This window comes from Cupriavidus sp. 01L415, assembly GCF_056400065.1.
Genome location: NZ_JBFTSP010000001.1, coordinates 599,665 through 622,340, shown reverse-complemented (window position 1 = coordinate 622,340; position 22,676 = coordinate 599,665). Strand labels below are relative to the sequence as shown.

Genomic DNA, 22,676 nt, shown 5'->3' with positions numbered 1-22,676 from the left:
GGCCACGGTGCAGGCGTCAATCAGCGTGGTATCGCCAACCTGACGTTCCACGACACTCGACCGAGGCGATCAGTCGCCAGGCTGAGATGCAGCAGCCCCTGGCCGAGCAAGCTGAACGCAGCGCTTTGCGAGCACGTCCGTGGGGTCCACCAATGCAACGGTCTCCTCGGCAACTCGAAAGTTGTCGGTTTGAGCGAAGATAAGTGGAAGCTCGGTGCAGCCAAGGATCTGGACCCTGGCATCTCGGCCTTGAAGGTGCGAGATGGCGGCCCGCAACTGGTCTGCACAATGGCCTTGGGTGTAGCCCGCCTTTACGCCTTCGGGCCCATAGATGGCATCCATGACCATCTCCTGGTACGCGGGCTCCGGTGCAACCAGCTCCAACTGTCCTGCCGCGGCATCGTGATAGACCCGGCTTTCGACAGTGCCCGACGTCGCTAACAATCCCACCTTGGTACCTTTCCCGTACTTGTTGACGATGTGCGTGACCGTCTCGGTCAGCATATTCACAATCGGCACGGAAAGATGTGGCTGGATGCGTTCTACATACGCATGCGCCGTGTTGCAAGGTATTGCGATGGCATTTGCCCCCTCGGACTCGAGGCGCTTGCAGGTCGCGTAGAGCGCGACAGTGGGGTCGGCCTCGTGGCGAAGCAGGTTTGCCGTCCGGTCGGGAATCTGAGGATTCTGCTCGACAACCATCTTGATATGGTCCTGGTCCTTTGACGCAGTCGTGTTCTTCACCACCTTGCCCATGAAGTCCACGGTTGCAGCGGGGCCCACTCCGCCTACGATGCCGAGCTTGAAGACAAGGTTGACCTGCCCGTCGGCAAGCGAGGTTGCGTAGTCGGCGTAGACCTGGTTCACATCGACGATTGCGATTCCGCGCCGCTGCAGCGCCGAGGCGACCAGGGAAAGCTCGGTCATGCCCGGAACAATCAGTGCCGCTCCGGCATCGACCAGTTCCTGGCATGCCTGATGTACGTGCTCGAGGCACAGGCCTTCGGTATTCCCCGCCTTGATGCCGTCAATGCCGTACATCGCCTCCATCAGCGTTGCCTGCGCGGCATCGGTTGGATAGACGATCTCGTAGCGCTCTCCGAATTGCGCCTCGAAGAGCCGGGCATGGCGAACGTAATCGGAAGCCAGTATCCCAATTCGACCTCCGTCAGGAAGGGCGTCTCGCAGAGCTTGTCCGAGCGCGTCCATCATGTTCACGATGCGCACGGACAGTTCCGCCTGAAGCTCCTCGCGGAACGTGTGCGAGGCAAAGCAAGGCATCAATACAGCATCGGCCTTCCTGCTCTCGAACGACTGACAGGTCTTGAAGACGTAGAGCTTTCGTCCCGTCATGCTCGCATCGCGCGTCAGCGGCACGGCAACGTCGCGAAACGGGTGCTGCTCGAACAGGAAGTGATACCGGCCCTGGTCGGCCATGACGGCACGGCTTTTCACGAGCTTGAGGAACAAGTCAGCCCCGGCAAGCGTCCCAAGGCCGCCGATGATTCCGAAGGTAAGGTCTTGCATTCTGTTTGGAGGATTTGGTTGTCGAGACTGACTTCAATACTCAGTTCAAGCTTAGGTGATGGATACGCGGTTTGTCGTCTGAACCGCGAGAACGCCTTCTGCAGCGCCCACATCCTCTGCATCATGGGTTGCAGGTGATGTTTCATTCTCAAGTTTGGCAACAACGGCGGTAGCGACGCTGTTTCCCACGACATTGGTAGCGGTTCTGCCCATGTCAAAAAACTGGTCAATACCGATGATGAGCAGCAAGCCAGCTTCCGGCAGATGGAACATGGGCAAGGTTGCGGCGACGACCACGAGCGATGCCCGCGCGACGCCTGCCATGCCTTTGCTTGTCACCATGAGAACCAGGAGCATGGTCAGTTGCTGCATCAAGCTCAGTTCGATGTTGTACGCCTGGGCGATGAACATCACCGCAAACGCCTGATACATCATCGAGCCGTCGAGGTTGAACGAGTAGCCCAGCGGCAGAACAAAGCTCGAGACGCGCTTGGACACACCAAATCGCTCAAGGGCGGTAATGGTCTTCGGATACGCGGACTCGCTGCTGGCCGTGGAGAACGCAAGCAGGATGGGTTCGCGAATGAGCTTGGCGAGCTGACCCGTGCTGCGGCCGAGAAACAGAAACCCTACGCCGAACAAGATTGCCCAGAGGATGGCAAGACCGAGATAGAACTCGCCAATCAGCTTGCCATAGCTGACGAGGACGCCGATGCCTTCCACGGTAATGGACGCAGCCATGGCAGCGAAGACACCAACCGGCGCGAAGCGCATGACATAGTCGGTGATGCGAAACATGACCTTGGTCAGCTCTTCAATGGCGCTGACGATGGTCGACTTGCCAGTGCCCTTGACGAATGCGAGTGCCGAACCGAAAAACAGCGAGAACACCAGGATTTGCAGTATCTCGTTGCCGGCCATGGCCTCGAAGATGCTCTTCGGGAACACATGGGTAATGAATCCCCTGAGACTGAAGTCTCCGGTCTTGAGATTCGTAGCTGCAGCACTCGCTTCGGGAATCGTCAGGTTCAGGTGCGCGCCGGGCTGGAACAGGTTGACCAGCAGCATGCCCAGTGCCAGGGAGATTGCCGAGGCAGAGACAAACCAGATCATGGCCTTGAGGCCGATTCGACCAACGGCGCCCCCGTCGGCCATGCTGGCCAGGCCGCCAACAAGGGTTGCAAAGACCAGCGGCGCGATAATCATCTTGATCATGCGCAGGAAGATGTCGGTCACGATACTGAAGTAGCCGGCAATCTCCTTGGCGGATTGAGCATCCTTGGCCAACGTGTGGCACAGCCAGCCAACGGCTATACCCGCAACCATCGCGGCCACGATATGCGTGGTCAATCGTTTTGTGTTCATTGTTTCCTCCACCCACTGATAGTGTTGCCAGGAATTCTCGGGGTTCCCTGGTTCTTTACTTGCTGAAGGCAATCGGCGCGCGGGGAGCGGTCAGCACCTCAGGCCGAAGAATCTCGCTTAGCGCTTCCTTCGAGAGAAGGCCGCGCTCGAGAACGATGTCAGCCACCTTCCGTCCTGTTTCCAGGGCCTCTCTGGCGACTTCAGTCGAATTGGCATATCCGATATATGGATTCAGCGCGGTGACGAGCACGATGGAGCGGTCCAGCATGTCGCGCATATGCTCGCTGTTTGCGGTAATGCCGCGCACGCACTTTTCTTCGAGCGTCGCGCAGGCCTGCGTCAGGTGGCTGATGCTCCGGAAGAGCGAGTAGGCGATGATGGGTTCGAAGGCATTGAGCTGCAGTTGGCCTGCCTCGGCTGCCATCGTGATGGTCATGTCGTTGCCGATGACTTCAAATGCCACCTGGTTCACGACTTCCGGAATGACCGGGTTGACCTTGCCGGGCATGATGCTTGAGCCGGCCTGCACCGGAGGCAGGTTGATTTCGCCCAGGCCAGAACGGGGACCACTCGAGAGCAGCCGCAGGTCGTTGCACACCTTGGAGAGCTTTACCGCAATGCGCTTGAGGACGCCCGATAGCTGGACGAAAGCGCCGCAATCCTGAGTCGCCTCGATGAGATAGGGGGCAGTGTGCAGCGGCAGCCCGCTGACGGCACACAGATGCTGTCGGACCAGTACGGCGTAGTCAGGGTGGGCGTTGATGCCTGTGCCGATGGCTGTGGCGCCAAGGTTCATCTCGCTAATCAGCGGTAGTGCCTCGCCGAGGCGCTGCCGGTCTTCGTTGAGCATGACCGCATACGTGCCAAATTCCTGTCCCAGGGTCATGGGAACGGCGTCTTGCAACTGTGTCCGCCCCACCTTCAGCATGTCGCGGAACTCGGCAGACTTGCGGGCGAAGGACGACTCGAGCAGCGCCATCTGGTCAAGCAGGCGCAGCACGCTGCGGTACGTGGCAATTTTCAACGCCGTCGGATACACGTCATTGGTCGATTGACTCATGTTGACGTGCTCATTCGGATGCAGCAGGTCGTATTCGCCGCGCTGGTGGCCCAGGATTTCCAGAGCTTTGTTGCAGACGACCTCGTTGGCATTCATGTTGGTCGACGTACCCGCGCCACCCTGAATGAGATCGACGGCAAACTGGTCGGCATGCTGGCCTGCGCGAATCGCCTTGCACGCCTCGATGATGGCGTTGCAGCGTTTTTCATCGAGCAGTTCGAGCTCGCGATTCGCAAGCGCCGCCGCTTCCTTGATGTCGACCAGGGCGACAATCAGTTCCGGATGCTTGGAAATCGGGTCGCCGGAAATGGGGAAATTCTCGAGCGCCCTCAGGGTGTGAATGCCGTAGTAGGCGTCTGCCGGCACTTCGCGGTAGCCCAGCAAATCATGCTCGCGCCGCGTTCCATTGAAAGTTTGTTGAATAGCCATCGCGTTCCTCATCAGTGCGCCTCGTTTGCGCAAACGGATTCTAGGAGCGCAAGAGAATCCACTTGATGAGGATGTAAAATGAAACTATTCCATACCAGAATAGTTTTAGAAAGTCGGTTATCGTGCTCGGCTTTTGAAGCGGCTTTGTGCCTTAACCGGCTTTTTTGAGGGGAATGTCCGGGATTTTTCCGGGTTTACGATAAGCGAAGCTGGCTTCGCGAGATTCGTGGTCGTTCGGCCGCGCGGAGACGCACCATGCAGTTGAAGTGGATAGAAGACCTCTTGGCCATCGAGCAGACCCGAAGCTTCTCAAGGGCGTCCGAGCTTCGATTTGTGACGCAATCGGCCCTGTCACGAAGGGTCAAGTCGCTCGAGGACTGGGTTGGCGTCGAACTCGTGGACCGCGGCACATACCCGGTGGAGCTGACCCCTGCTGGTCGACGTTTCTGCGAGCAAAGCAAAGAGTCGGTCGGCGCTCTGACTGAACTTCGCTCGGAGCTGCGCCAAGAAGCGAGGATGCCGGGCCGGTCCATCCAGATCACCGCTGGGCATACGCTCTCACTGACCTTCTTGCCCAAATGGCTGAAGCAGTTCCATCAGCAGACCGGCGACTTCAATGCGCGGGTTGTAGCAGCCAACGTCCATGATGCCGTTGTGGCGCTGGCAGAAGGTAGTTGTGACCTGATGATTGGCTACCATCATCCGCTGGTGCCGATTCTGCTCGACCGGGACAAGTTCGTCAGTCTTACTCTGGGTCACGAAGACTTCATTCCGGTATCTGCGCCGGACGACCGAGGGAAACCGCTTTTCTCTTTGCCTGGTTCACCTGACGCGCCACTTCCCTATTTGGCATACACGGCCACGACTTTCATGGGTCGTGTGGTCGAGATGATTCTGAACAGCGCAGATACTCGATATCACCTGCGAAGTTGCTATGAGACTGACATGGCGATGCTGCTGATGAAGATGGTCGTGGAGCGCTATGGAATTGCCTGGTTACCTGTCAGCGCGGTATCCGGGGAGATTGAAGCCGGGCGTCTCGTTCGCGCTGGCGGCGAAGAATGGAGTGTCCCGCTGGAGATTCGGTCGTATCGGGCCATATCGAACACAAATCCGACGATGCAAGCCCTCTGGGCATCCCTGGATACGACGGTTTCGGTTGCCTTCCCCGACGACGAGCATGATCACGTAAGCAAACAAGGAGGGTGAGTGGCGTTATGCCTCAGTGCGTAGCGCCTCCCGCAACCTTGACATCCTCGGTGACGGCGAGAGACGTGCTAATCATGACCTCGATGGCTTGTATCAGCGTATTGACGTCGAGGCTCGGTGCGCCGGGGTGGCGAGCGGCCATTTGCGGCAGGTATGGCACGTGGATGAAGCCGCCACGCAGGGAAGGGCGCTCCGTCGCAATGAAATGAAGCAACGAGTAAAAGATGGCGTTGCAGTTGTAGGTCCCCGCTGTCTGAGAGACGCAAGCGGGAATGCCCGCTTCGCGCAGCTGCTTTACAAGTGCCTTGATCGGCAGCGTTGAAAAGTATGCGGCTGGGCCGCCTTCGATCACAGGTTCGTCGACCGGCTGCTTTCCGGCGTTGTCGGGAATTCGAGCATCGACGACGTTGATGGCGACGCGCTCGACCGACACGTCGCAACGCCCACCAGCCTGGCCGAGGCACAGCACGAGAATCGGATCCGCCTCGGTGATGGCTTCGATAAGTGCTTGCCGTACTTCGGAAATCACGCAGGGGAGTTGTCGTGCCACCACACGCACGCCGCTGACCATTTGCCCGTGCACGGCCCGGGCAGCTTCCCAGGAGGGATTCAGCAATTCGCCATCGAATGGCTCGATGCCGGTGACAAGCACTGTATTCATGAGCGCGGTCCAGGTGGTGGATTGGAGCACCCATCGTAAGGATTTGTGTGGAATTCTTGAAATGGATATTCAATATCCGTTAAATTCACGGCATGAATCTGTCCCGTGTCGATCTCAACCTTCTCGTGGCCTTCGAGGCGCTGTATCAAACACGCAATGTCACGCTGGCCGGCAAGCGGCTGAATCGGGCCCAGCCGTCGGTAAGCAACGCGCTGACCCGGCTGCGGGTTCTATTTGGGGACGATCTGTTTGTGCGCAGCAATGCGGGTATGCAGCCTACTGAGCTCGCTCATACCCTGATGCCTGCGATATCGCTCGCTCTGGATCAGATTCGCCAAGCCATGGGCCAATCGGTGGCATTCGACCCAGACGCACCGGCAGGGCGACGCTTCACCATCGCAGCCAGTGACTATGCCGACATCGTCCTGCTTCCGCATGTCATCAGCCGACTCCGTCGATTGGCGCCCGGCATCGATTTGCGGATCATGGCTTTGGATCGGGTGTCCATCTATGAGCAACTGGATCACGGCATGGTCGATGTCGCGATTGGCGGGCACCTCTCCGCGCCGAAGCGAATGGTGCGGAGCAAGCTTTTTGAGGAAGACTTGGTATGTATTGCGAGTCGCGACCATCCGTTGCTCGGTGGGACCCGCCGCCGCCGTAGCCTGGACCTCGATACTTACTTGCGATTGCCGCACGCACTGTTTGTGCCGAGCGATGACGGGTCGCGGCGAGGTATTGTCGACGCCAAGCTGGACGGTCTGGGGAAGCAGCGACGCGTCGCTGCAACGTTCTCGCACATCGCAGCGTTGCCGCTTGCTGTCGCACACAGCGATCTGGTGGCAACGATTGCCAGGCGAGTCGCGCATCGCGTGGCATCCGCCAACTTGCAGATTTATGAGGTGCCGGCCGAGCTCACTAGCATGGCTTTTGATATCGAGTTGATTTACAACCGACGAACCCAAGCCGATGCTGCTGCCACCTGGCTAAGAGGCGAGATCAAGTCCGCGATAGCTGACATGCATTGAAACTCCACACGTGCATACGGATGATCGGGGGCACCATAGGGTCGCCAAGGATCGTCGAGCCATAGCGCCTCGCATGGAAGCGTTGGTGTCGAGCCTGCGTACCGTGGGCGCTAGTTAGCCTGACAGGCGGCGTCCGACCCTAGGCGGCGATTAATGCCGGTGTGAGTCAATGGCGGATGGCGGCCGCTCCTGGTCAGCTTGGGTAAAGAGGGTGCAGGTCGGCGCTTTCCCGGCCCGAAACAAGCGATTCTGGATCTGGATAGCGGTCAGTCGACGGTTACCGAGCCCTGCAATCTAATGTCGGCGCTTGCGTAGGCCTTGAAGTTGATCTCTGGCGGCTCCTTGCCCCCACCAGATGCAAAAAGCTCGCGCAGACGGTACTCGCGGCTGCCACCGGCATTCTAGGCAGCTTACTGAAGGGTCAGGTCTCTCTGCCGGGCTCTTATTTTCTCAAACACTGGGAATGCTGAATCGAAATTGATCGCTGCGAACTATCGCGAGCGCGGGGTGGGGCGCGGAGGATATGGTTGCGGTACAAAACCAGGCACCTGGATGTACGGCGCGACGATATACGGGTATGGCGTAGATCCATTAGCCGACTGCTCATAGGGTGCCGCAATTGGCTGTGTTGCGATGACACCCTGGCGCCAAAGCGGCCCGGTGTACAGCTCAGTCCCGTCGCTCCGGCCGTCGGTGATCCCGCGTTGGGTACTCAGAATCTGTGGTCGACTGCTCGCTTGTGGAGCGGCAATTACCGGAGCCAATCCCGCCGTCCAAAGCACGATTATTGCTGCGGATCTCAACATGTTCACTCCTCATATTTCCACGCTCGAGCTGGCCAATACGGAGCACCTGCATGCCCATACTCGTCCTTCTGCCGACAAGGCCGGCAGCCTCCGAATTCGGGGAGCAAGGTACTCAATCGACAATCATACCGGGATAGTCAGTATTCGTATTCATCCGGGATTTGCCAAGGCAGCGGGCACCAACGAGAACCAGGCTTTCCTTGGCGCCAGGTATCCGGTGCGGCCTTAAATGGCCATGATGGCCGTGACAGTGGCGTCGGCACTGGCCACGCGGTTCCGGCCGGTGCGCTTTGACTGGTAGAGTGCCTCGTCGGCGGCGCGCAGGAATGCGCGCAGGTCGGCGAAGGTCCGGTCGCCGCTTGAGTCGGTCGTATCGGTTACCGCGCCAATGCTGACAGTCAGTTCGCCGAACGTGCTGCCGGCGTTCGGGATATGCATTGCCTGCACGGCAGCGCGAATGGTCTCTGCAACGGCTGCGGCACCAGCCGCCTCGGTACTCGGCAACAGAATCGCGAACTCCTCGCCGCCATAGCGGCCGGCAAAATCTCCCGGCCGGCGGATGGTCTGCTGGATGCAGCGCGCCACCGATGCCAGCGCGTCGTCGCCGGACAGATGCCCATAGCGGTCGTTGAACTGCTTGAAGTGGTCCACGTCCACCATCAGCAAGGAGAGCGGCTGGTTGTGGCGCCGGGCGCGGCGCCATTCCAGATCGGCGGCGTCGTCCAGCGCGCGCCGGCTGCCCAGGCCGGTCAGGCCATCGGTATCCACCATCAGGCGCAGGTGCCGTTCGATGTCCATGCGGCGGCGCCATTGGAGCGACAGCAGCACCGACAGCGCGATGACCAGCACGTCCATGGCAGCGATCAGCGCGGCGGATAGCCAGGCGCGGGCGCGCCAGGGCGCCAGCACGTCGTCGACGGAAAGGCCCACCACGACAATCAGCGGGAAGCCGGGCACCCGGCGGAAGCTGTAGAGACGCTCCATACCATCGAGTGCCGCCGTGCCAAGAAAGGTGTCATTTTCTCCCTTCAGCAGGGGCGCAAACGAGGGGCTGCTCGAGATGTTGCGTCCGATCGATGCATCTTCATATGGCCGGCGCATGACGATGGTGCCGTCGGTATGCACCAGCGTCAGAGAGCCTCTCGGCCCCAGGATCATGCCGTCAAAGAGCTTGCGGAAATAGTTCAGGCGCAATGTCCCCACCACGATGCCGGCAAAGCTGCCATCGGGCGCCGACAAGCGGCGGCTGATGCCGATCGACTTGTTATCTGCCGTCATGCGCGGCTGGAACGGCTGGCTGACGAACACGCCCGCAGTCGGTGACTTGAGGTGTGCCTGGAAGTAGTCGCGGTCGGCCACGTTCACTGGCCGGGGAGGCCAGATGCGCGAGTCCAGCACAAGGTCGCCGTGGGCGTCCGTGACCAGCAGCGACCCCATGTCCTCGGCATTCATCGACCAGTCAAACAGTAGCCGCTGGCGGACGGACGGCGTCAACGCCATGATCTGCGGGTCCTGCACGGCATCCGTGACGCCGTGAATGGACAGTTCGTAGATCTGCAGATTGCGCGTGATGCTGCGTTCCAGTGTCAGCGCAAGGTTGGACGAGGCCTGGCTGGCATGCTCGATGGCGTCCCGCCGCATCTGCATGAGGGCGACGGCACCCAGCCCCGCGATGGCAACCGCCAGCACGATACTGGTGGCGACGATCAGGGTCGGCGGATTGATTCTGGTGCGGAAGCCTTTTCCTCTTGCGAGGTGGAACATTGGGCGCAAATGTGGCAAGACCTTGGTTTGGATAGCGCGTATTGTAATGCCGCAAGTGGGCGTGCCAGTGGCGCGGCTCTGAACCCGATGTTCCGCCGGCGCATTTGGATAGCCGGTTTTCCTGCTTGGGTTCCGGACGCCGTTCCTTCATAGTGGCCGCCTGACGGCAGCAGGCATACGCCTGCCGTACAGAAAGGGAAGCAGGAGAACAACCGTGGCTGTGTTCAACGTAGCAGAGATTGTCGATGCGCTGCACGCCGTGCGCCATCAGTGGCGCGAGGCGCAGAAGCGCTCGCTGGACCCGGGCGGCCGCGATCTGCCGGCGCGCGAAGCGCTAGGGGAAATTGTCGATACGCTGAAAGGCGTGCTGTTTCCGATGCGGCTGGGCCCGCCGGATCTGCGTCAGGAAACCGAGGACTTCTATGTTGGCCATGCGCTGAATGCGGCACTGCACGCGCTGTGGGCGCAGGCGCGGCTCGAGCTGCAATTCAAGGCGCGACACGGGCGTGTGGATGCTACGGAGATCGACGCGCGCGCGGGCGAGGCCGTGCGTGCATTCGCCGGGCGACTGCCGGCTATCCGGCGGTTGCTCGACAGCGATGTGCTGGCTGCATTTCATGGCGATCCGGCCGCCGGCAGCGTGGACGAGGTGCTGCTGTGCTATCCCGGCGTGCTCGCGCTGATTCATCATCGGCTTGCACATGAACTCTACAAGCTCGGCCTGCCGCTGCTCGCGCGGATCATCTCCGAGCATGCGCATGCGGCGACCGGCATCGATATTCACCCGGGTGCGCAGATCGGTGGAAGGTTCTTCATGGACCATGGCACTGGCGTGGTGATCGGAGAGACCGCGATCATTGGCGAGCGCGTGCGGGTCTATCAGGCCGTCACGCTCGGTGCCAAGCGTTTTCCGCGCGATGCGGACGGCCATCTGGAGAAGGGCCACCCCCGGCATCCGATCGTGGAGGACGACGTGGTGATCTACGCGGGGGCCACCATCCTCGGGCGGGTGACGCTCGGGCGCGGCGCAGTGATCGGCGGCAATGTCTGGCTGACCGAGAGCGTGCCGCCGGGCGCGCATATCACGCAGGCCACCTCGCGCCACGAGGCGCGGCCTGCCGGCGCTACCGAATCACCAGGTAGCGTGTAGCCGGCAGGCGCCCACGCGCGCCCGATCGCAATGGCATCGCGCGTGGGTGATGGATCAGGCGGTCTTCGCGTGGTCGCGGCGCAAATGGCCGGGCCGCGCGAGTCCCAAGTGCTCACGCAGCGTGGTGCCCGTGTACTGATCGCGGAACAGGCCGCGCCGGCGCAGTTCGGGCAGCACCAGTTCGATGAACTCATCGAGACCGCCGGGCAGCCATGGCGGCATGATATTGAAGCCATCGGCCGCCTCGCCCTCGAACCACGCCTGCAACTGATCGACAATCTGTACCGGGGTGCCATGGATGGACCAGTGGCCGCGCGCCGTCGCCACGCGCCGGCACAACTGGCGAATGGTCAGGCCTTCATCGCGCGCGAGGCCGGTCACCAGCTGGAAGCGGCTCTTCGCGCCATTGGGCTCCTGAAGGTTGTCCGGCAGCGGGCCATCGAGTGGATAGCCGCTGAGGTCGATACCGCCCAGATGTTGCGACAACAGCGCCAGTCCCACTGACGGCAGGATCAGATCCTGCAACGCCTCGAACTTCTCGTGCGCCTCCGCGGCGCTACGGCCCACGACCGGAAAGACGCCGGGCAGGATCTTGAGCTGGTCCGGCGAGCGGCCGTAGCGTGCGAGCCGCCCCTTGAGCCCCTTGTAGAAAGCCTGTGCGCCCTCCAGCGACTGCTGCGCGGTAAAGATGACCTCGGCGGTGCGCGCGGCCAGTTCCTGTCCGGCTTCCGAGGAGCCTGCCTGCACGATGACGGGGTGACCCTGCGGCGGTCGGGAGACGTTGAGCGGTCCGCGCACCTGGAAATGCTTGCCCCGATGATCAAGCCGATGCAGCTTGGTGGCGTCGAAGTGCACACCGCTGGCCTTGTCATAGACAAAGGCATCGTCTTCCCAGCTATCCCAGAGTCCGGTCACGACATCGACAAACTCCTCGGCACGCGCATAGCGGTCCGCATGTTCGGGGTGCTTGTCGAGATTGAAGTTGCGGGCTTCGGCGTCGGACCACGACGTCACTACGTTCCAACCCGCGCGGCCGCCACTCAGATGGTCCAATGATGCGAACTTGCGCGCCACGTGGTACGGCTCGTTGTAGGTGGTGGACACCGTCGCCACGAGGCCGATGCGCTGCGTGACCGCGGCCAGCGCCGACAGCAACGTTAGTGGTTCGAATGTCGCCGCGCGGGCGGTGTGCGGCAACGTCGTGTCGTCCATGCCGCGAATGGCGACGCCATCGGCGAGGAACAATGCATCAAAGCCGGCCGCTTCGGCACGCCTGGCCAGCGCCGCGTAGTGGGCCAGGCTGCGGCCCGCGTCGGCGTGCGCGTCGGGATGGCGCCATCCGGCGACATGGTGGCCAGTGGCCATCACAAACGCACCGAGGTGGAGCTGTCGTGAAGCAGAGGTCATGATCAGGCGGCCTTGCGTTGTTCGGTTGCGTGGGATTGCACAGGAACTGGCTTGATCGCGCGGCTCGGCTGGCCGTCGACACTGACCGGTACGTCGCCAGCGATCGTTACGCGGCGCACCACGCGGTGGGCATCGCCATAGTCATTGATCGCATAGTGCTGCGTGGCCCGGTTATCCCAGATCGCGACGTCGCCGGCCTGCCAGCGCCAGCGCACGGTATTTTCGAGCCGATGCACATGGCCCTGCAGCAGCGATACCAGATGCGCGGAGTCCGTCGACGAATAACCCAGCAACTTCTTGACGAAGTGACCCAGCACAAGCGTGCGTTCGCCGGTTTCGGGGTGCACGCGCACCACGGGGTGCTCGGTCTCGTAGACCGTGGAGGTAAAGACTTCGCGATAGCGGCGCGCACCTTCGCTGTCAGGTTGCGGCCGCGATGCCGCGTAGTCGTAGTCGTTGGTATGGAGCGCCCAGAGATTGTCGGCAAGGTCGCGCAGCGGCGCCGGCAAGTCCTGGTACGCCGTAGCGGTGTTGGCCCATACGGTGTCGCCGCCCGCTGCGGGAACCTTGACCGCGCGCAGCACCGAGACCTGCGGATAGGCGAGGTCGAATGTCACGTCGGTATGCCACGAATTAGCACGGCCGCCATGTTCGGAATCGAGCTCCAGCAGATAGCGCGTGCCGTCGCGTACGGGGACCGTCGGGTGTGCCACGGGCGTGCCGAACAGCTTGCCGAACGCTTCCTGAGTGGCATCGTCAAGATGGTCCTGGCGGCGGAAGAACAGGACCTTGTGCCGCAACAGTGCGGCGAGGATCGCGTCAAAGGTGTTCGGCGGCAGATCGCCATCGAGCCGCACATCGCGGACTTCGGCGCCGATGCGGCCTGCTACCGGATGTATATCGAGATCGACCTGGGAAAGGGCTTGCGTCATCTGGATCTCCTGTGAGGACATTTAGTAGGACAGCGCTTCGTGTTGTTCAGGTGCCGTGGCAGTCAGCTGTGCGCCGAACTCGCGCATGACACTGTCCCGTACGCGTGCAAAGGCGGCGGATGCGCGATCGCGCGGATGCGGCAGTTCCACTTGAAGGATGCGGCGGATGCGGCCGGGCCGAGGTTCCATGACCACGACCCGATCGCCAAGAAACACGGCCTCTTCCACATCTTGGGTGACCAGGATCATCGTGATGCCCTCCGCCTGCCAGATCCGGCGCAGTTCCTGCTGCAGATGCGCGCGCGTCAAGGCGTCGAGCGCGCCAAATGGCTCGTCGAGCAGCAGGATGTCCGGCCGCGTGACCAACGCGCGTGCAATGGCCACGCGCTGCGACATGCCGCCCGACAACTGGTATGGATAGGCATTCTCGAAACCGTTGAGACCGACGAGCTCGATATGCGCATGCACGATGCGGAACTTCTCGCCTTCGCTGATCTTGCTGTTGATCAGCGCCAGCGCGATGTTTTGCGACACCGTGAGCCACGGAAACAGCCGATGCTCCTGGAACACGATGCCGCGCTGCAGGCTGGTGCCCACCACGCGACGGCCATCCACGCGGATCTCGCCGCGATAGTCGTCCTCGAGGCCCGCCACGAGCCGCAGCAGCGTGGACTTGCCGCAGCCGCTCGCGCCGACGATGCTCACGAATTCGCCGGGGGCGATTGACAGCGAGATATCGTCGAGAACAGGCAGTGCCTTGCCATTGACTTCGTATTGCTTGTGCAAATGCGTGATATTGAGGGTGCCGGCGTGGGGCATGACAACTCCGGTTGAAAGATTCAGGCAGCCGCGACGGAGCGGCCGCGCCAGCGCAACAGATAGGCTTCGATGCGTGCGGCAATCCAGTTCAGCGTGAAGCCGACCAGGCCCACCACGATCACGCCAAAGATCACGAGATCCATCCAGAAATTCTCGCGGCCGTCGATCATCGTGTTGCCGATACCCTTGCCGGCGACGAGCAGGTACTCCGCGCCGAGCGTGGCCAGCCACGCATAGATGAGTCCGAGGTGAATGCCGGCAAAGATCGAGGGCGACGCGGACGGCAGCACCACGCGCCAGAATGTCTGCCGGCGTGTAAAGCGCAATACGCGCGCCACTTCGAGCAGGTCCGCCGGTACCGCGCGTATGCCCTCGAAGGTATTGAGCACCACCGGAAAGAGCGCGGCGAGCGACAGGAACACCACCTTGGCCGCATCGCCAAGGCCGAACCAGACCGAGATCAGCGGAATCCATGCAAACAGCGAGATCTGCTTCACGGTATGGAAGGTGGGGCCGACGAGCTTTTCGAACAGACGCGAGAGGCCCAGCGCGGCACCGAACGCCAGGCCGGCCGTGGCGCCGATGGCAAAGCCAACCAGATCGCGCCACAGGCTTGCTTGCAGCGCCCCGAACAGCTTGCCGCTGCCGACCTGGTCGACCGCGGTGGTCCACACTTTCGAGACCGGTACCAGCAGCGGCGAGGTCGACCAGCCGAACGCCACGGCGGCCCACCACAGCGCAAGCAGGACCAGCGGCAGCACCCATCCGCGCAGCGCGCGAGGAATACGAGGAATACGAGCTTTGCGAGCTTTCTGAACTTCCTGCATGACCGGGGCTCCTCAGAAGCCAGGCTTTCGCCAACGCAGCACGGCGCGTTCCGCGAGTGCCAGGCTCTTGTCGAGCGCGAACCCCACGATGCCAACCACGATCACGGCGGAAATCACCATATCGAGCTGAAACAGCTGGCGGCCGTAGACAATCATGTAGCCAAGTCCCTCGGACGATGCGAGCAGCTCCACGACCACGAGGGCCAGCCATGCGTGCGTCAGGCCATAGCGCACGCCATTCCAGACCGGCGCCGCCGCGGCGGGGAACACCACGCGCGACAGCGTTTGCCAGCGCGTCAGCCTGAGCACGCGCGCGACTTCCAGGTAGCGCACTGGGACGTTGTGGATGCCTTTAAAGGTATTGATGGCGATCGGCACGAGTGCCGCCTTGGCGATCAGAATGATCTTGAGCGCCTCGTCGATGCCCACAAGCAGCATCAGCAGTGGCAACCAGCCCAGCACCGGCACCTGGCTGAATGCCTTGAACGTCGGATAGACGTAGTCGCGAAAACGCGGCGACAGGCCCATTGCCGCACCCAGCGTCAGACCCCCTGCGAGCCCCACTGCAAAGCCACCGGCCACGCGCAACGCGCTGACCTGGAGGTTCGCCCAGAGCTCGCCGCTGCGATACAGCTCGCCGAAGGTCTGCGCCACCGCCTCGGGCGTGGGCAGTACCTGTGGCGGCACCCACTCGTAGCGCGCGGCGATATACCAGATCGCCAGCAGGGCCAGCGGCACGGGCCACGCCAGCACGGCGTCCGCGAGCCAGCGGCGATGACGTGCCGGCGCCTGTGCGGGCGCCGGCAAGTCGTAGGGGGCTTCGAGCGCGATGGGGTTGGCCGCCATGGTTATGCTCCGAGGATCTTGCCGTTTGGTTGATAGATCGGCCAGTAGCTCTGCAGACGCAGGTCGTCCAGCGCGGCCCGGAGGTAGCGCTGGTCGATCCATTGGTCGACATCGAATCGTGCGCGGCTCAGGCGAAAGCGGAACGCCTGCTCGCTGGCGTCCTTGTAGCGCGAGACCAGGAACGGGTCGAAGTTCGGATTGAGTCGGACGCGTAGCGGCTCGCCGTCGAAGTCCTCTTTCCAGTGCTCGTAGGGCGTACCCGCGCGCGCCCAGGTGCGCAGCACCTCTTCACGATGGGATTCGTCGGACGCCCAGCGTGCGGCTTCGACGGCGGTCTTGACGAACTGCTGCGTCGCTTCGGGGTAGCGGGTGCTGAAGTCTTCGGTCACCAGCACGTGGCTCTGCCGCGTGTAGATCGGCGACTGGTTCTTGCTGGTATAGAGGATGCGCACGGCGCCCTTGTCACGGAGCCGCAGGATGTCCATCGCGCCGATCGCCGCATCGATATCGCGCGTGCTCAGCGCGGCCAGATAGCCGGCGGTGTCCAGGTTCAGCAGGCGCAGGTCCTTGTCGCTGAGCCCGTTGGCCTCGAGCAGACGCAGCGCCGGCAGATGCATATTGGTGCCTTTGAACAGCGACACGCGCTTGCCGCGCAGATCGGCAACGGTCTTCAGCGGGGAGTCCGGCGGCACGCCGATATAGATATTCGAACGCACGCCCGTGGCCAGCACGAGCCGCGTCTTGAGGCCGGCGGCGCGTGCCACGATCGACGGCAGGTCGCCCTGCAGCGCGAAGTCTAGCTGGCGATTGGTCAGCGCTTCATTGACCGCGGGGCCAGCGCCCTTGAAGAAGAACCACTCGACCTTGGTCCCGGCCGGCTTGAACGCCTCCTCGAACCAACCCTTGGCGTGGGCAATTGACAGCGAGCTGCCCGCGAACGTCGGCGGTGTGCCCGTGGCGGGTTGCGCCACACCAATGCGGATCACATCGGGACGTGTGGCGGCCGACGCGTGGAACGTCGAGAACAGCGCGGCGGCACCGAGGCCATATCGGCCAATCTGGCGCATGGCGGCGCGGCGTGCGGGATTGAGGCGCAGGGTCATCGGGGCGTTTATCGATTGAGAGGGCGGGTCTCACGATAAGCGCCATGACCTTCTGTACTGAAGGAATGATTCTGGTATTAGTTATCGGCTGCGCCGGTATATCGGCATGCGGATTCCTTTGTTCCCGTCCGCGCGTGCGCTGCCTATCCTCATAGTCCTGGCATGGACGTTCACGCCATTGGTCAGCCTTTCGCTGTTCGATGGCGGTGCTCGCCCTGTTCCGCATCCAGCGCGAAATTCCTGATAAGCATCTCACGGCTCGCGTTCAGTATTTCCGCTCCGAGCTGGGGGTCGGCGCTGGAAATCGCCCGGGACAGGATGAGCGCACCCACCATCTCGCTGTAGAACGCGATGGCCTCCCGGCGCGCTTCCTGGGTGTCTCCGCTTTCAGCGTGCTGCGCCGCGACGAGCCCCGTCAAGGTTTCGAACATCGCCTGCAAGCCATTCGCAAAGTGCGCTTGCGCCTCGTGGCCTAGCCGGCGGACGTCCGCGGTGAGGCCGGCGATCGCGCACCCTTGCTCGATATCACTGCAATGCGTGCCGGACAGGTAAAAGTCGACCTGTCGCCTCAAACGGTTGCCGCCCGGTGCAATGGGCGCTGCGATGGCTTCCTGCAGATCGTGGTTCGCCTTGTCCATCGCAGTCGCCACGACTGCGGCCGCTAGCGCCTCCTTCGATTCGAAGTGGTTGTAGAAGCCACCCTGGGTGAAGCCGGCGGCCTTCATTAGTGCGCTCAGGCCGACACCATCGATTCCGTGTTCACGGAACAACTTCTCCGACGCGGCAAGGATGGCCTTTCGGTTCTCCACCGCCTGCTGTTTTGACACGCCCATCGCTGAATGCTCCTTTGTGCGGTTGTCATCTCAAGTATAGCCGTCCTCGGGAAAGACAATGGTGATCGACCTTGACTTTTCAGGCTTGGTCGACAAGACTCAATGTTGATCACCATTGTGTTTGGGTGGGCGCGCAGTCCAGACGCGCCGCCACGGCACCCACCCCTCAGGAGAAACAATTTGACCACTACCACCGAAGCCGCCAACAAGGCGCTCGTGCGCGAAGCGTTCGACACGCTCTTCAATCAACGCAACTACGCCGCCGCCGAACGATTCTGGTCGCCCGACTACATCCAGCACAGCGCGCATATCGAACCGGGCCGCGACGGCCTGTTCAACCTCATCAAGACCCTGCCACCGACCTTGCGGTACGAGCCCGGCGTGATCGCGGCGGATGGCGACTACGTGATCATCCACGGGCGCTTCTCCGGCCATGGCCGTCCCGTCGCCTGGATCGCCGCCGACATCCTGCGGATTGCCGATGGCGTGCTCGCCGAGCATTGGGATGTGTTGCAGGACGAGGCAGGGGAGGCCGAATCGAAAAGCGGCCTGCCCATGTTCGGGAACAGCTTTCCGCGCTGACTCCGAACAACTGGGCGCAGAATCCAACGAAGTACTGGTGGGCCCCGCCGTGAACATGCGCGCCAATCCGGGACCAAACGAGCACGCCTGGACTTCAACGAGTTCAACGAGAGGATGGCTGCCGGTTGAGCACGGGATTGCCTGGACGAAGGCAGCCAATCCTCCGATAACCCATACCTAATGCGCCATGGACAGACTTGGATCCGTCGATGCCTTCGTCAGGGCTGCGGAGCTTCGCAATTTCAGCGAAGTAGGCAGGCAACTGGGCATCTCGTCGTCAGCCGTGGGCAAGGCCATTTCGCGGCTGGAAAAGCGGCTCGGTGTCCGGTTGTTTCATCGCAGCACGCGCAGCATTACGCTGACGCCGGAGGGGCAGCTATTCCTGAGCCGTTGCCTGCGCATCGTCGATGAGCTTGAGGCCGCGGAGTCGGAATTGTCTGCGGCGTCCTCCCCGAAAGGGCGGCTGCGTGTGAGCATTCCACTGGTCGAGACCTTGCTGTCGCCGGTACTCAGTTCATTCGTGCGCGACTATCCCGACATACGGCTCGAACTCGATTTTTCGGACCGCATGGTCAATGTGATTGACGAGGGGTTCGATGTGGTGATCCGCACCGGCGAAGCCACGGATTCCAGGCTGATGACGCGCGCGCTCGGTTACTACACGCCGTTGATCGTGGCGTCACCCGTGTACCTGTCGCGACGCGGCGTACCCAAGGTGCCGGACGATCTGCGCAAGCACGCCTGTTTGCTGCATCGCTTCCCATCGACCGGCAAGGTCGATCGCTGGCTGCTGCGCGACGGCGACAACGTGCTGGAAATGGACCTGCCACCGCTGCTTACCGCGAATACCGTCGAGCCGCTGATCGCGTTTGCCGAACAGGGACTCGGCCTCGCCTATATCCCGAACTTCCTCGTGCGGCAGCAACTCGCCGATGGCCGGCTGGTGCCGGTGCTGCCCGACTATGCCACCGACCGCAAGGCGTTTCGTGCGGTCTGGCCATCCGGCCGACATCTGTCGCCGAAGATCCGGGTGTTTGTCAGTTACATGGCAAAGCACCTGTTCCCGGACAGCGCGACGGAACGCAAGGCTGCAAAGTCGCGCTCCGCTGGCTGATCCCTGCAAAGGGGACTCGCGGCGGCCGGTCGTACTTCGCCGGCACATCTCCACTTTGGAATTTTCTGTCTGAAATGCCCGGACCCATCGCCGGGCACGCCGGTTTGATGGCCACCATTGCCTCGCCACTCGCCATTGTCCCCGGGCTGATCTGCATCCCGATTTCGGACACGGAAGTCCGAAGTGTTCGGAGCCGGACCGAGATTTTCAGCCTTCCATCCTTGCGTACATTGTCCTTGTCGCGTGCCCCTGGCACGCACGTCCATTCCATCACAAGCAGGAGTTATCGATGTCCAGGCTGTTCACACCTGTCAAGGTTGGTGCCTACGAGTTCAAGCACCGCGTCGTGCTGGCGCCGCTCACACGCATGCGCGCAGAGGAGGGTGCGATCCCCGGCCCGCTCATGGCCGAGTACTATGCCCAGCGCACCTCACCTGGGGCGTTTCTGATCGGTGAGGCGACTATCGCTGCTCCCAATGGCAACGGCTACCTTGGCGCACCAGGTCTCTATGACGACAGCCAGATTGCCGGCTGGAGGCTGGTCACGGAAGCCGTGCATGCCAGGGGCGGCAAGATTTTCCTGCAGCTATACCATGCAGGTCGCCAGTCGCATTCCGAAGTACAGCCCGACGGTGCCCAGCCGGTAGGCCCATCGACCATTTCTCACGGCGGCGTGGCCTATACAAAGTCGGGCTGGACGCCCACCACGCCGAATCGTGCACTGGGGATCGAGGAAATTGCGGAGCTCGTTGAAAGCTTCCGTCGCGCCGCCGAGCGCGGCCTTGAAGCCGGATTCGACGGCGTGGAAATACACGGCGCCAATGGCTACTTGTTCGACCAGTTCTTGCAGGACGGCAGCAACAAGCGCACGGATATCTATGGCGGTTCGTTCGAGAACCGCGCGCGCTTCCTGCTCGAGGTCACGCAGGCACTGATCACTGTCTGGGGTAGTGACCGGGTTGCGGTGCGCCTGGGCCCGAGCGGCTCGTTTGGCGACATGTCCGATAGCGACCCCGAAGGCCTGTTCACCTACGTGGCCACCGAACTGGGCAAGCTCGATCTCGCCTATCTGCACTTGATCGAGCCGCGTGTGCGCGGGGAATCCGACGACGAATCCAGGAACCCGAACCCCGTGGCCTCGCAACTCATCCGCAAGTTCTATAGCGGGACGATCATCGCCGCAGGAGGCTTCAACGGCGACAACGCCGAAGCGATCATCGCCGCGGGCGACGCCGACCTGGTGGCATTCGGTCGCCACTTCATTGCCAACCCCGACCTGCCCGAACGGCTGCGCCGCAGGCTGCCACTGAACCACTACGACCGCGACACGTTCTTTGGCGGTATGGACGTCGGTTACATCGACTATCCGTTCTACGAGGAACGCGCTGCCGCCTGACGCGGCCCTGACGAGACCTCCTCTCCATCGGGAGGTCTTTGCCTTTCGGGATTGATGCGAGTCGCGTATGGGATGTGGCGAATCTAGAAAATGTCCGGTTCGCCCGCGGTTTCGCCAAACGATGTCTGCAAGAAGTCCATGTCACACCCTTCGTCAGCCTGGAGAATGTGCTCGGTGAACATCCATCCGTAGCCGCGTCCGAAACGAGGCTTTGGTGGTTCCCACGTCGCGCGGCGCCGTGCCAGTTCCTCGTCCGAAACCCTGAGCTCGATGCGTCGGTTTGGCACATCGATCGCGATGAGGTCGCTGGTCTTCACGAGCGCCAGGTTCCCACCGACAAACGCTTCGGGCGACACGTGCAGGACGCAGGCGCCGTAACTCGTGCCGCTCATGCGTGCATCGGAAATGCGAAGCATGTCGCGCACTCCCTGCTTCAGGAGCTTTTGGGGGATCGGAATCATGCCCCACTCGGGCATGCCGGGGCCGCCCTTGGGGCCAGCATTGCGCAAGACGATCACATGATCCGCGGTGATGTCGGCGTGCTCGTCTTCGAGCATGGCTTTCAGGCTGGGATAGTCGTCGAAGACAATGGCCGGCCCCTGATGGACGAGGAACTTCTCGCTCATCGCGCTCGGCTTGATCACGCAGCCGTCGGGTGCAAGGTTGCCACGCAGTACAGCCAGTGACCCTTCCGCATAGACCGGGTTGCCAAGTGGGCGAATCACGTCATCGTTGAAGACGCGCGCATCGGCGATGTTTTCACCGATCGACTTGCCAGTCACGGTCAATGCATCGGTGCGCAGGTACGCGCCCAGCGTCTTCATCAGCGCCGGCAGCCCACCCGCATAGTAGAAATCCTCCATCAGATACTGGCTGGTGCCACTGGGCCTGACATTGGCGATGACCGGAATCTCGCGGCTGATACGGTCGAAATCGTTCAGGCCGATGTCGTGGCCGGCGCGGCGCGCCTGGGCAATGACATGGATGATGGCGTTGGTGGAGCATCCCATCGCCATGGCTACCGTAATCGCGTTCAGGAAGGCGTCGCGCGTTTGAATGCGCGAGGGGCGGAGGTCCTCGGCCACCATCTCGACGATGCGCCGGCCCACGTTGGTGGCCATGCGTTGGTGACTGGCGTCAACGGCGGGGATCGACGAGGCACCGGGCAGTGTCATGCCAAGCGCCTCGGCAATCGCGGTCATGGTGCTGGCCGTGCCCATCGTCATGCAGGTGCCGTGGCTGCGGGCGATGCCACCGACGATGGCGTCCCATTCATCGTTGCTGATGATGCCGGCGCGCTTGTCGTCCCAGTACTTGAACGCATCGGAGCCGGAGCCGAGCGTCTTTCCACCCCAGTTGCCGCGCAGCATCGGCCCGGCCGGCAGGAAGATGCTCGGCAGGTTGGCGCTGGTGGCGCCCAACAGCATCGCGGGCGTAGTCTTGTCGCAACCGCCTATCAGCACCACGCCGTCGGCCGGATAGGCGCGAATCATTTCCTCGACTTCCATCGCCAGCATGTTGCGATAGAGCAGGGCGGATGGCTTGATCAGGTTCTCGCCCAGGGATACCGTCTGAATTTCGAGGGGAAATCCGCCCGCCTGCAGGACGCCGCGCTTGACCTCCTCCACGCGGTGCTTGAAATGCATGTGGCAGGGGTTGTAGTCCGACCAGTTGTTCAGGATCGCAATGACCGGCTTGCCTTCCCAATCCTTCTTGTCGTAGCCCATCTGCATCACGCGGGAGCGATGATTGAAGGTACGAAAGTCGTCTCGCCCAAGCCAGCGCTCGCTGCGCAGCGTCTTCAGTTCAGCCATGATG

Annotated in this window: 20 protein-coding genes; 7 read left to right on the top strand and 13 right to left on the bottom strand. The window is 62.0% G+C overall.

Annotated elements, in window-relative coordinates; translation table 11 throughout:
• Positions 1 to 69: 69 nt before the first annotated feature.
• Genes cuyB through aspA form a run of 3 tightly spaced genes read right to left on the bottom strand, consistent with a single transcriptional unit; the run spans position 70 to position 4,381 of the window.
• Entirely contained in the window at positions 70 to 1,527 is a 1,458-nt protein-coding gene (gene cuyB / locus AC1DOX_RS02865; RefSeq protein ID WP_477112286.1) for a cysteate racemase, read from the bottom strand.
• A 51-nt stretch (positions 1,528 to 1,578) separates the two neighbouring features.
• Positions 1,579 to 2,892 carry a dicarboxylate/amino acid:cation symporter gene (locus tag AC1DOX_RS02860; protein ID WP_441617900.1) on the bottom strand — a complete coding sequence of 438 codons (1,314 nt, stop codon included), beginning with the start codon at positions 2,890 to 2,892 and terminating at the stop codon, positions 1,579 to 1,581.
• Positions 2,893 to 2,947: 55 nt separating this feature from the next.
• Complete coding sequence (gene aspA / locus AC1DOX_RS02855) at positions 2,948 to 4,381, bottom strand: aspartate ammonia-lyase (RefSeq protein WP_092138057.1); 1,434 nt, start codon at positions 4,379 to 4,381, stop codon at positions 2,948 to 2,950.
• A gap of 255 nt (positions 4,382 to 4,636) precedes the next feature.
• Between aspA and AC1DOX_RS02850 the strand changes: the two genes are divergently transcribed.
• A complete protein-coding gene (locus AC1DOX_RS02850) occupies positions 4,637 to 5,590 on the top strand; it encodes a LysR substrate-binding domain-containing protein (RefSeq protein WP_441617898.1) in 954 nt (317 codons plus the stop codon).
• 13 nt (positions 5,591 to 5,603) lie between these two features.
• On the opposite strand, the gene pcp is transcribed toward AC1DOX_RS02850, so the two are convergent.
• Positions 5,604 to 6,251 carry a pyroglutamyl-peptidase I gene (gene pcp / locus AC1DOX_RS02845; protein WP_441617896.1) on the bottom strand — a complete coding sequence of 216 codons (648 nt, stop codon included), beginning with the start codon at positions 6,249 to 6,251 and terminating at the stop codon, positions 5,604 to 5,606.
• 92 nt (positions 6,252 to 6,343) lie between these two features.
• Here pcp and AC1DOX_RS02840 point away from each other — a divergent pair, with 92 nt between their 5' ends.
• The gene (locus AC1DOX_RS02840) at positions 6,344 to 7,279 is read left to right on the top strand and encodes a LysR family transcriptional regulator (RefSeq protein ID WP_441617894.1); all 936 of its coding nucleotides are present in this window, start codon (positions 6,344 to 6,346) and stop codon (positions 7,277 to 7,279) included.
• Between the two features lie 804 nt (positions 7,280 to 8,083).
• The gene (locus AC1DOX_RS02835) at positions 8,084 to 8,314 is read left to right on the top strand and encodes a hypothetical protein (RefSeq protein ID WP_441617892.1); all 231 of its coding nucleotides are present in this window, start codon (positions 8,084 to 8,086) and stop codon (positions 8,312 to 8,314) included.
• Here the strand turns inward: AC1DOX_RS02835 and AC1DOX_RS02830 are convergent.
• Positions 8,311 to 9,849, bottom strand: a complete 1,539-nt coding sequence (locus AC1DOX_RS02830) for a sensor domain-containing diguanylate cyclase (RefSeq protein WP_441617890.1) — start codon at positions 9,847 to 9,849, stop codon at positions 8,311 to 8,313. The genes AC1DOX_RS02835 and AC1DOX_RS02830 overlap by 4 nt on opposite strands.
• Before the next feature lie 214 nt (positions 9,850 to 10,063).
• Here AC1DOX_RS02830 and epsC point away from each other — a divergent pair, with 214 nt between their 5' ends.
• Entirely contained in the window at positions 10,064 to 10,999 is a 936-nt protein-coding gene (gene epsC / locus AC1DOX_RS02825; protein WP_441617888.1) for a serine O-acetyltransferase EpsC, read from the top strand.
• 54 nt (positions 11,000 to 11,053) lie between these two features.
• Here the strand turns inward: epsC and AC1DOX_RS02820 are convergent, their stop codons facing one another.
• The 7 genes from AC1DOX_RS02820 to AC1DOX_RS02790 form a co-directional block, all read right to left on the bottom strand.
• A complete protein-coding gene (locus tag AC1DOX_RS02820; protein WP_441617886.1) occupies positions 11,054 to 12,406 on the bottom strand; it encodes an LLM class flavin-dependent oxidoreductase in 1,353 nt (450 codons plus the stop codon).
• A gap of 2 nt (positions 12,407 to 12,408) precedes the next feature.
• The gene (locus tag AC1DOX_RS02815; protein ID WP_441617884.1) at positions 12,409 to 13,338 is read right to left on the bottom strand and encodes a TauD/TfdA dioxygenase family protein; all 930 of its coding nucleotides are present in this window, start codon (positions 13,336 to 13,338) and stop codon (positions 12,409 to 12,411) included.
• Between the two features lie 21 nt (positions 13,339 to 13,359).
• Entirely contained in the window at positions 13,360 to 14,157 is a 798-nt protein-coding gene (locus AC1DOX_RS02810) for an ABC transporter ATP-binding protein (protein WP_477113985.1), read from the bottom strand.
• 20 nt (positions 14,158 to 14,177) lie between these two features.
• Positions 14,178 to 14,984 carry an ABC transporter permease gene (locus AC1DOX_RS02805; RefSeq protein WP_441617880.1) on the bottom strand — a complete coding sequence of 269 codons (807 nt, stop codon included), beginning with the start codon at positions 14,982 to 14,984 and terminating at the stop codon, positions 14,178 to 14,180.
• 12 nt (positions 14,985 to 14,996) lie between these two features.
• Positions 14,997 to 15,830 (bottom strand): ABC transporter permease, encoded by an 834-nt coding sequence (locus AC1DOX_RS02800; protein WP_441617878.1) that lies wholly within the window; start codon positions 15,828 to 15,830, stop codon positions 14,997 to 14,999.
• Positions 15,831 to 15,832: 2 nt separating this feature from the next.
• Complete coding sequence (locus tag AC1DOX_RS02795; protein WP_441617876.1) at positions 15,833 to 16,933, bottom strand: ABC transporter substrate-binding protein; 1,101 nt, start codon at positions 16,931 to 16,933, stop codon at positions 15,833 to 15,835.
• 182 nt (positions 16,934 to 17,115) lie between these two features.
• Positions 17,116 to 17,766 (bottom strand): TetR/AcrR family transcriptional regulator, encoded by a 651-nt coding sequence (locus tag AC1DOX_RS02790; protein ID WP_441617874.1) that lies wholly within the window; start codon positions 17,764 to 17,766, stop codon positions 17,116 to 17,118.
• Positions 17,767 to 17,946: 180 nt separating this feature from the next.
• On the opposite strand from AC1DOX_RS02790, the gene AC1DOX_RS02785 reads away from it, so the two are divergent.
• The 3 genes from AC1DOX_RS02785 to AC1DOX_RS02775 all read left to right on the top strand — a co-directional run bounded on the left by AC1DOX_RS02785 (position 17,947) and on the right by AC1DOX_RS02775 (position 20,858).
• Entirely contained in the window at positions 17,947 to 18,348 is a 402-nt protein-coding gene (locus AC1DOX_RS02785) for a nuclear transport factor 2 family protein (RefSeq protein ID WP_441617872.1), read from the top strand.
• Positions 18,349 to 18,535: 187 nt separating this feature from the next.
• Entirely contained in the window at positions 18,536 to 19,462 is a 927-nt protein-coding gene (locus AC1DOX_RS02780) for a LysR family transcriptional regulator (RefSeq protein WP_441617870.1), read from the top strand.
• 289 nt (positions 19,463 to 19,751) lie between these two features.
• A complete protein-coding gene (locus tag AC1DOX_RS02775) occupies positions 19,752 to 20,858 on the top strand; it encodes an alkene reductase (protein ID WP_441617868.1) in 1,107 nt (368 codons plus the stop codon).
• Positions 20,859 to 20,941: 83 nt separating this feature from the next.
• Here AC1DOX_RS02775 and araD read toward each other — a convergent pair whose 3' ends face one another.
• Complete coding sequence (gene araD, locus AC1DOX_RS02770) at positions 20,942 to 22,672, bottom strand: L-arabinonate dehydratase (protein ID WP_441617866.1); 1,731 nt, start codon at positions 22,670 to 22,672, stop codon at positions 20,942 to 20,944.
• Between the last annotated feature and the right edge of the window lie 4 nt (positions 22,673 to 22,676).

Coding starts and splice junctions, on each gene's coding strand:
- AC1DOX_RS02840 (WP_441617894.1), top strand. CDS start 6,344: ATGAATCTGTCCCGTGTCGATCTCAACCTTCTCGTGGCCTTCGAGGCG.
- AC1DOX_RS02830 (WP_441617890.1), bottom strand. CDS start 9,849: ATGTTCCACCTCGCAAGAGGAAAAGGCTTCCGCACCAGAATCAATCCG.
- AC1DOX_RS02835 (WP_441617892.1), top strand. CDS start 8,084: ATGTTCACTCCTCATATTTCCACGCTCGAGCTGGCCAATACGGAGCAC.
- AC1DOX_RS02795 (WP_441617876.1), bottom strand. CDS start 16,933: ATGACCCTGCGCCTCAATCCCGCACGCCGCGCCGCCATGCGCCAGATT.
- AC1DOX_RS02800 (WP_441617878.1), bottom strand. CDS start 15,830: ATGGCGGCCAACCCCATCGCGCTCGAAGCCCCCTACGACTTGCCGGCG.
- araD (WP_441617866.1), bottom strand. CDS start 22,672: ATGGCTGAACTGAAGACGCTGCGCAGCGAGCGCTGGCTTGGGCGAGAC.
- AC1DOX_RS02775 (WP_441617868.1), top strand. CDS start 19,752: ATGTCCAGGCTGTTCACACCTGTCAAGGTTGGTGCCTACGAGTTCAAG.
- AC1DOX_RS02820 (WP_441617886.1), bottom strand. CDS start 12,406: ATGACCTCTGCTTCACGACAGCTCCACCTCGGTGCGTTTGTGATGGCC.
- AC1DOX_RS02810 (WP_477113985.1), bottom strand. CDS start 14,157: ATGCCCCACGCCGGCACCCTCAATATCACGCATTTGCACAAGCAATAC.
- AC1DOX_RS02815 (WP_441617884.1), bottom strand. CDS start 13,338: ATGACGCAAGCCCTTTCCCAGGTCGATCTCGATATACATCCGGTAGCA.
- AC1DOX_RS02850 (WP_441617898.1), top strand. CDS start 4,637: ATGCAGTTGAAGTGGATAGAAGACCTCTTGGCCATCGAGCAGACCCGA.
- pcp (WP_441617896.1), bottom strand. CDS start 6,251: ATGAATACAGTGCTTGTCACCGGCATCGAGCCATTCGATGGCGAATTG.
- AC1DOX_RS02805 (WP_441617880.1), bottom strand. CDS start 14,984: ATGCAGGAAGTTCAGAAAGCTCGCAAAGCTCGTATTCCTCGTATTCCT.
- AC1DOX_RS02780 (WP_441617870.1), top strand. CDS start 18,536: ATGGACAGACTTGGATCCGTCGATGCCTTCGTCAGGGCTGCGGAGCTT.
- aspA (WP_092138057.1), bottom strand. CDS start 4,381: ATGGCTATTCAACAAACTTTCAATGGAACGCGGCGCGAGCATGATTTG.
- AC1DOX_RS02790 (WP_441617874.1), bottom strand. CDS start 17,766: ATGGGCGTGTCAAAACAGCAGGCGGTGGAGAACCGAAAGGCCATCCTT.
- AC1DOX_RS02860 (WP_441617900.1), bottom strand. CDS start 2,892: ATGAACACAAAACGATTGACCACGCATATCGTGGCCGCGATGGTTGCG.
- cuyB (WP_477112286.1), bottom strand. CDS start 1,527: ATGCAAGACCTTACCTTCGGAATCATCGGCGGCCTTGGGACGCTTGCC.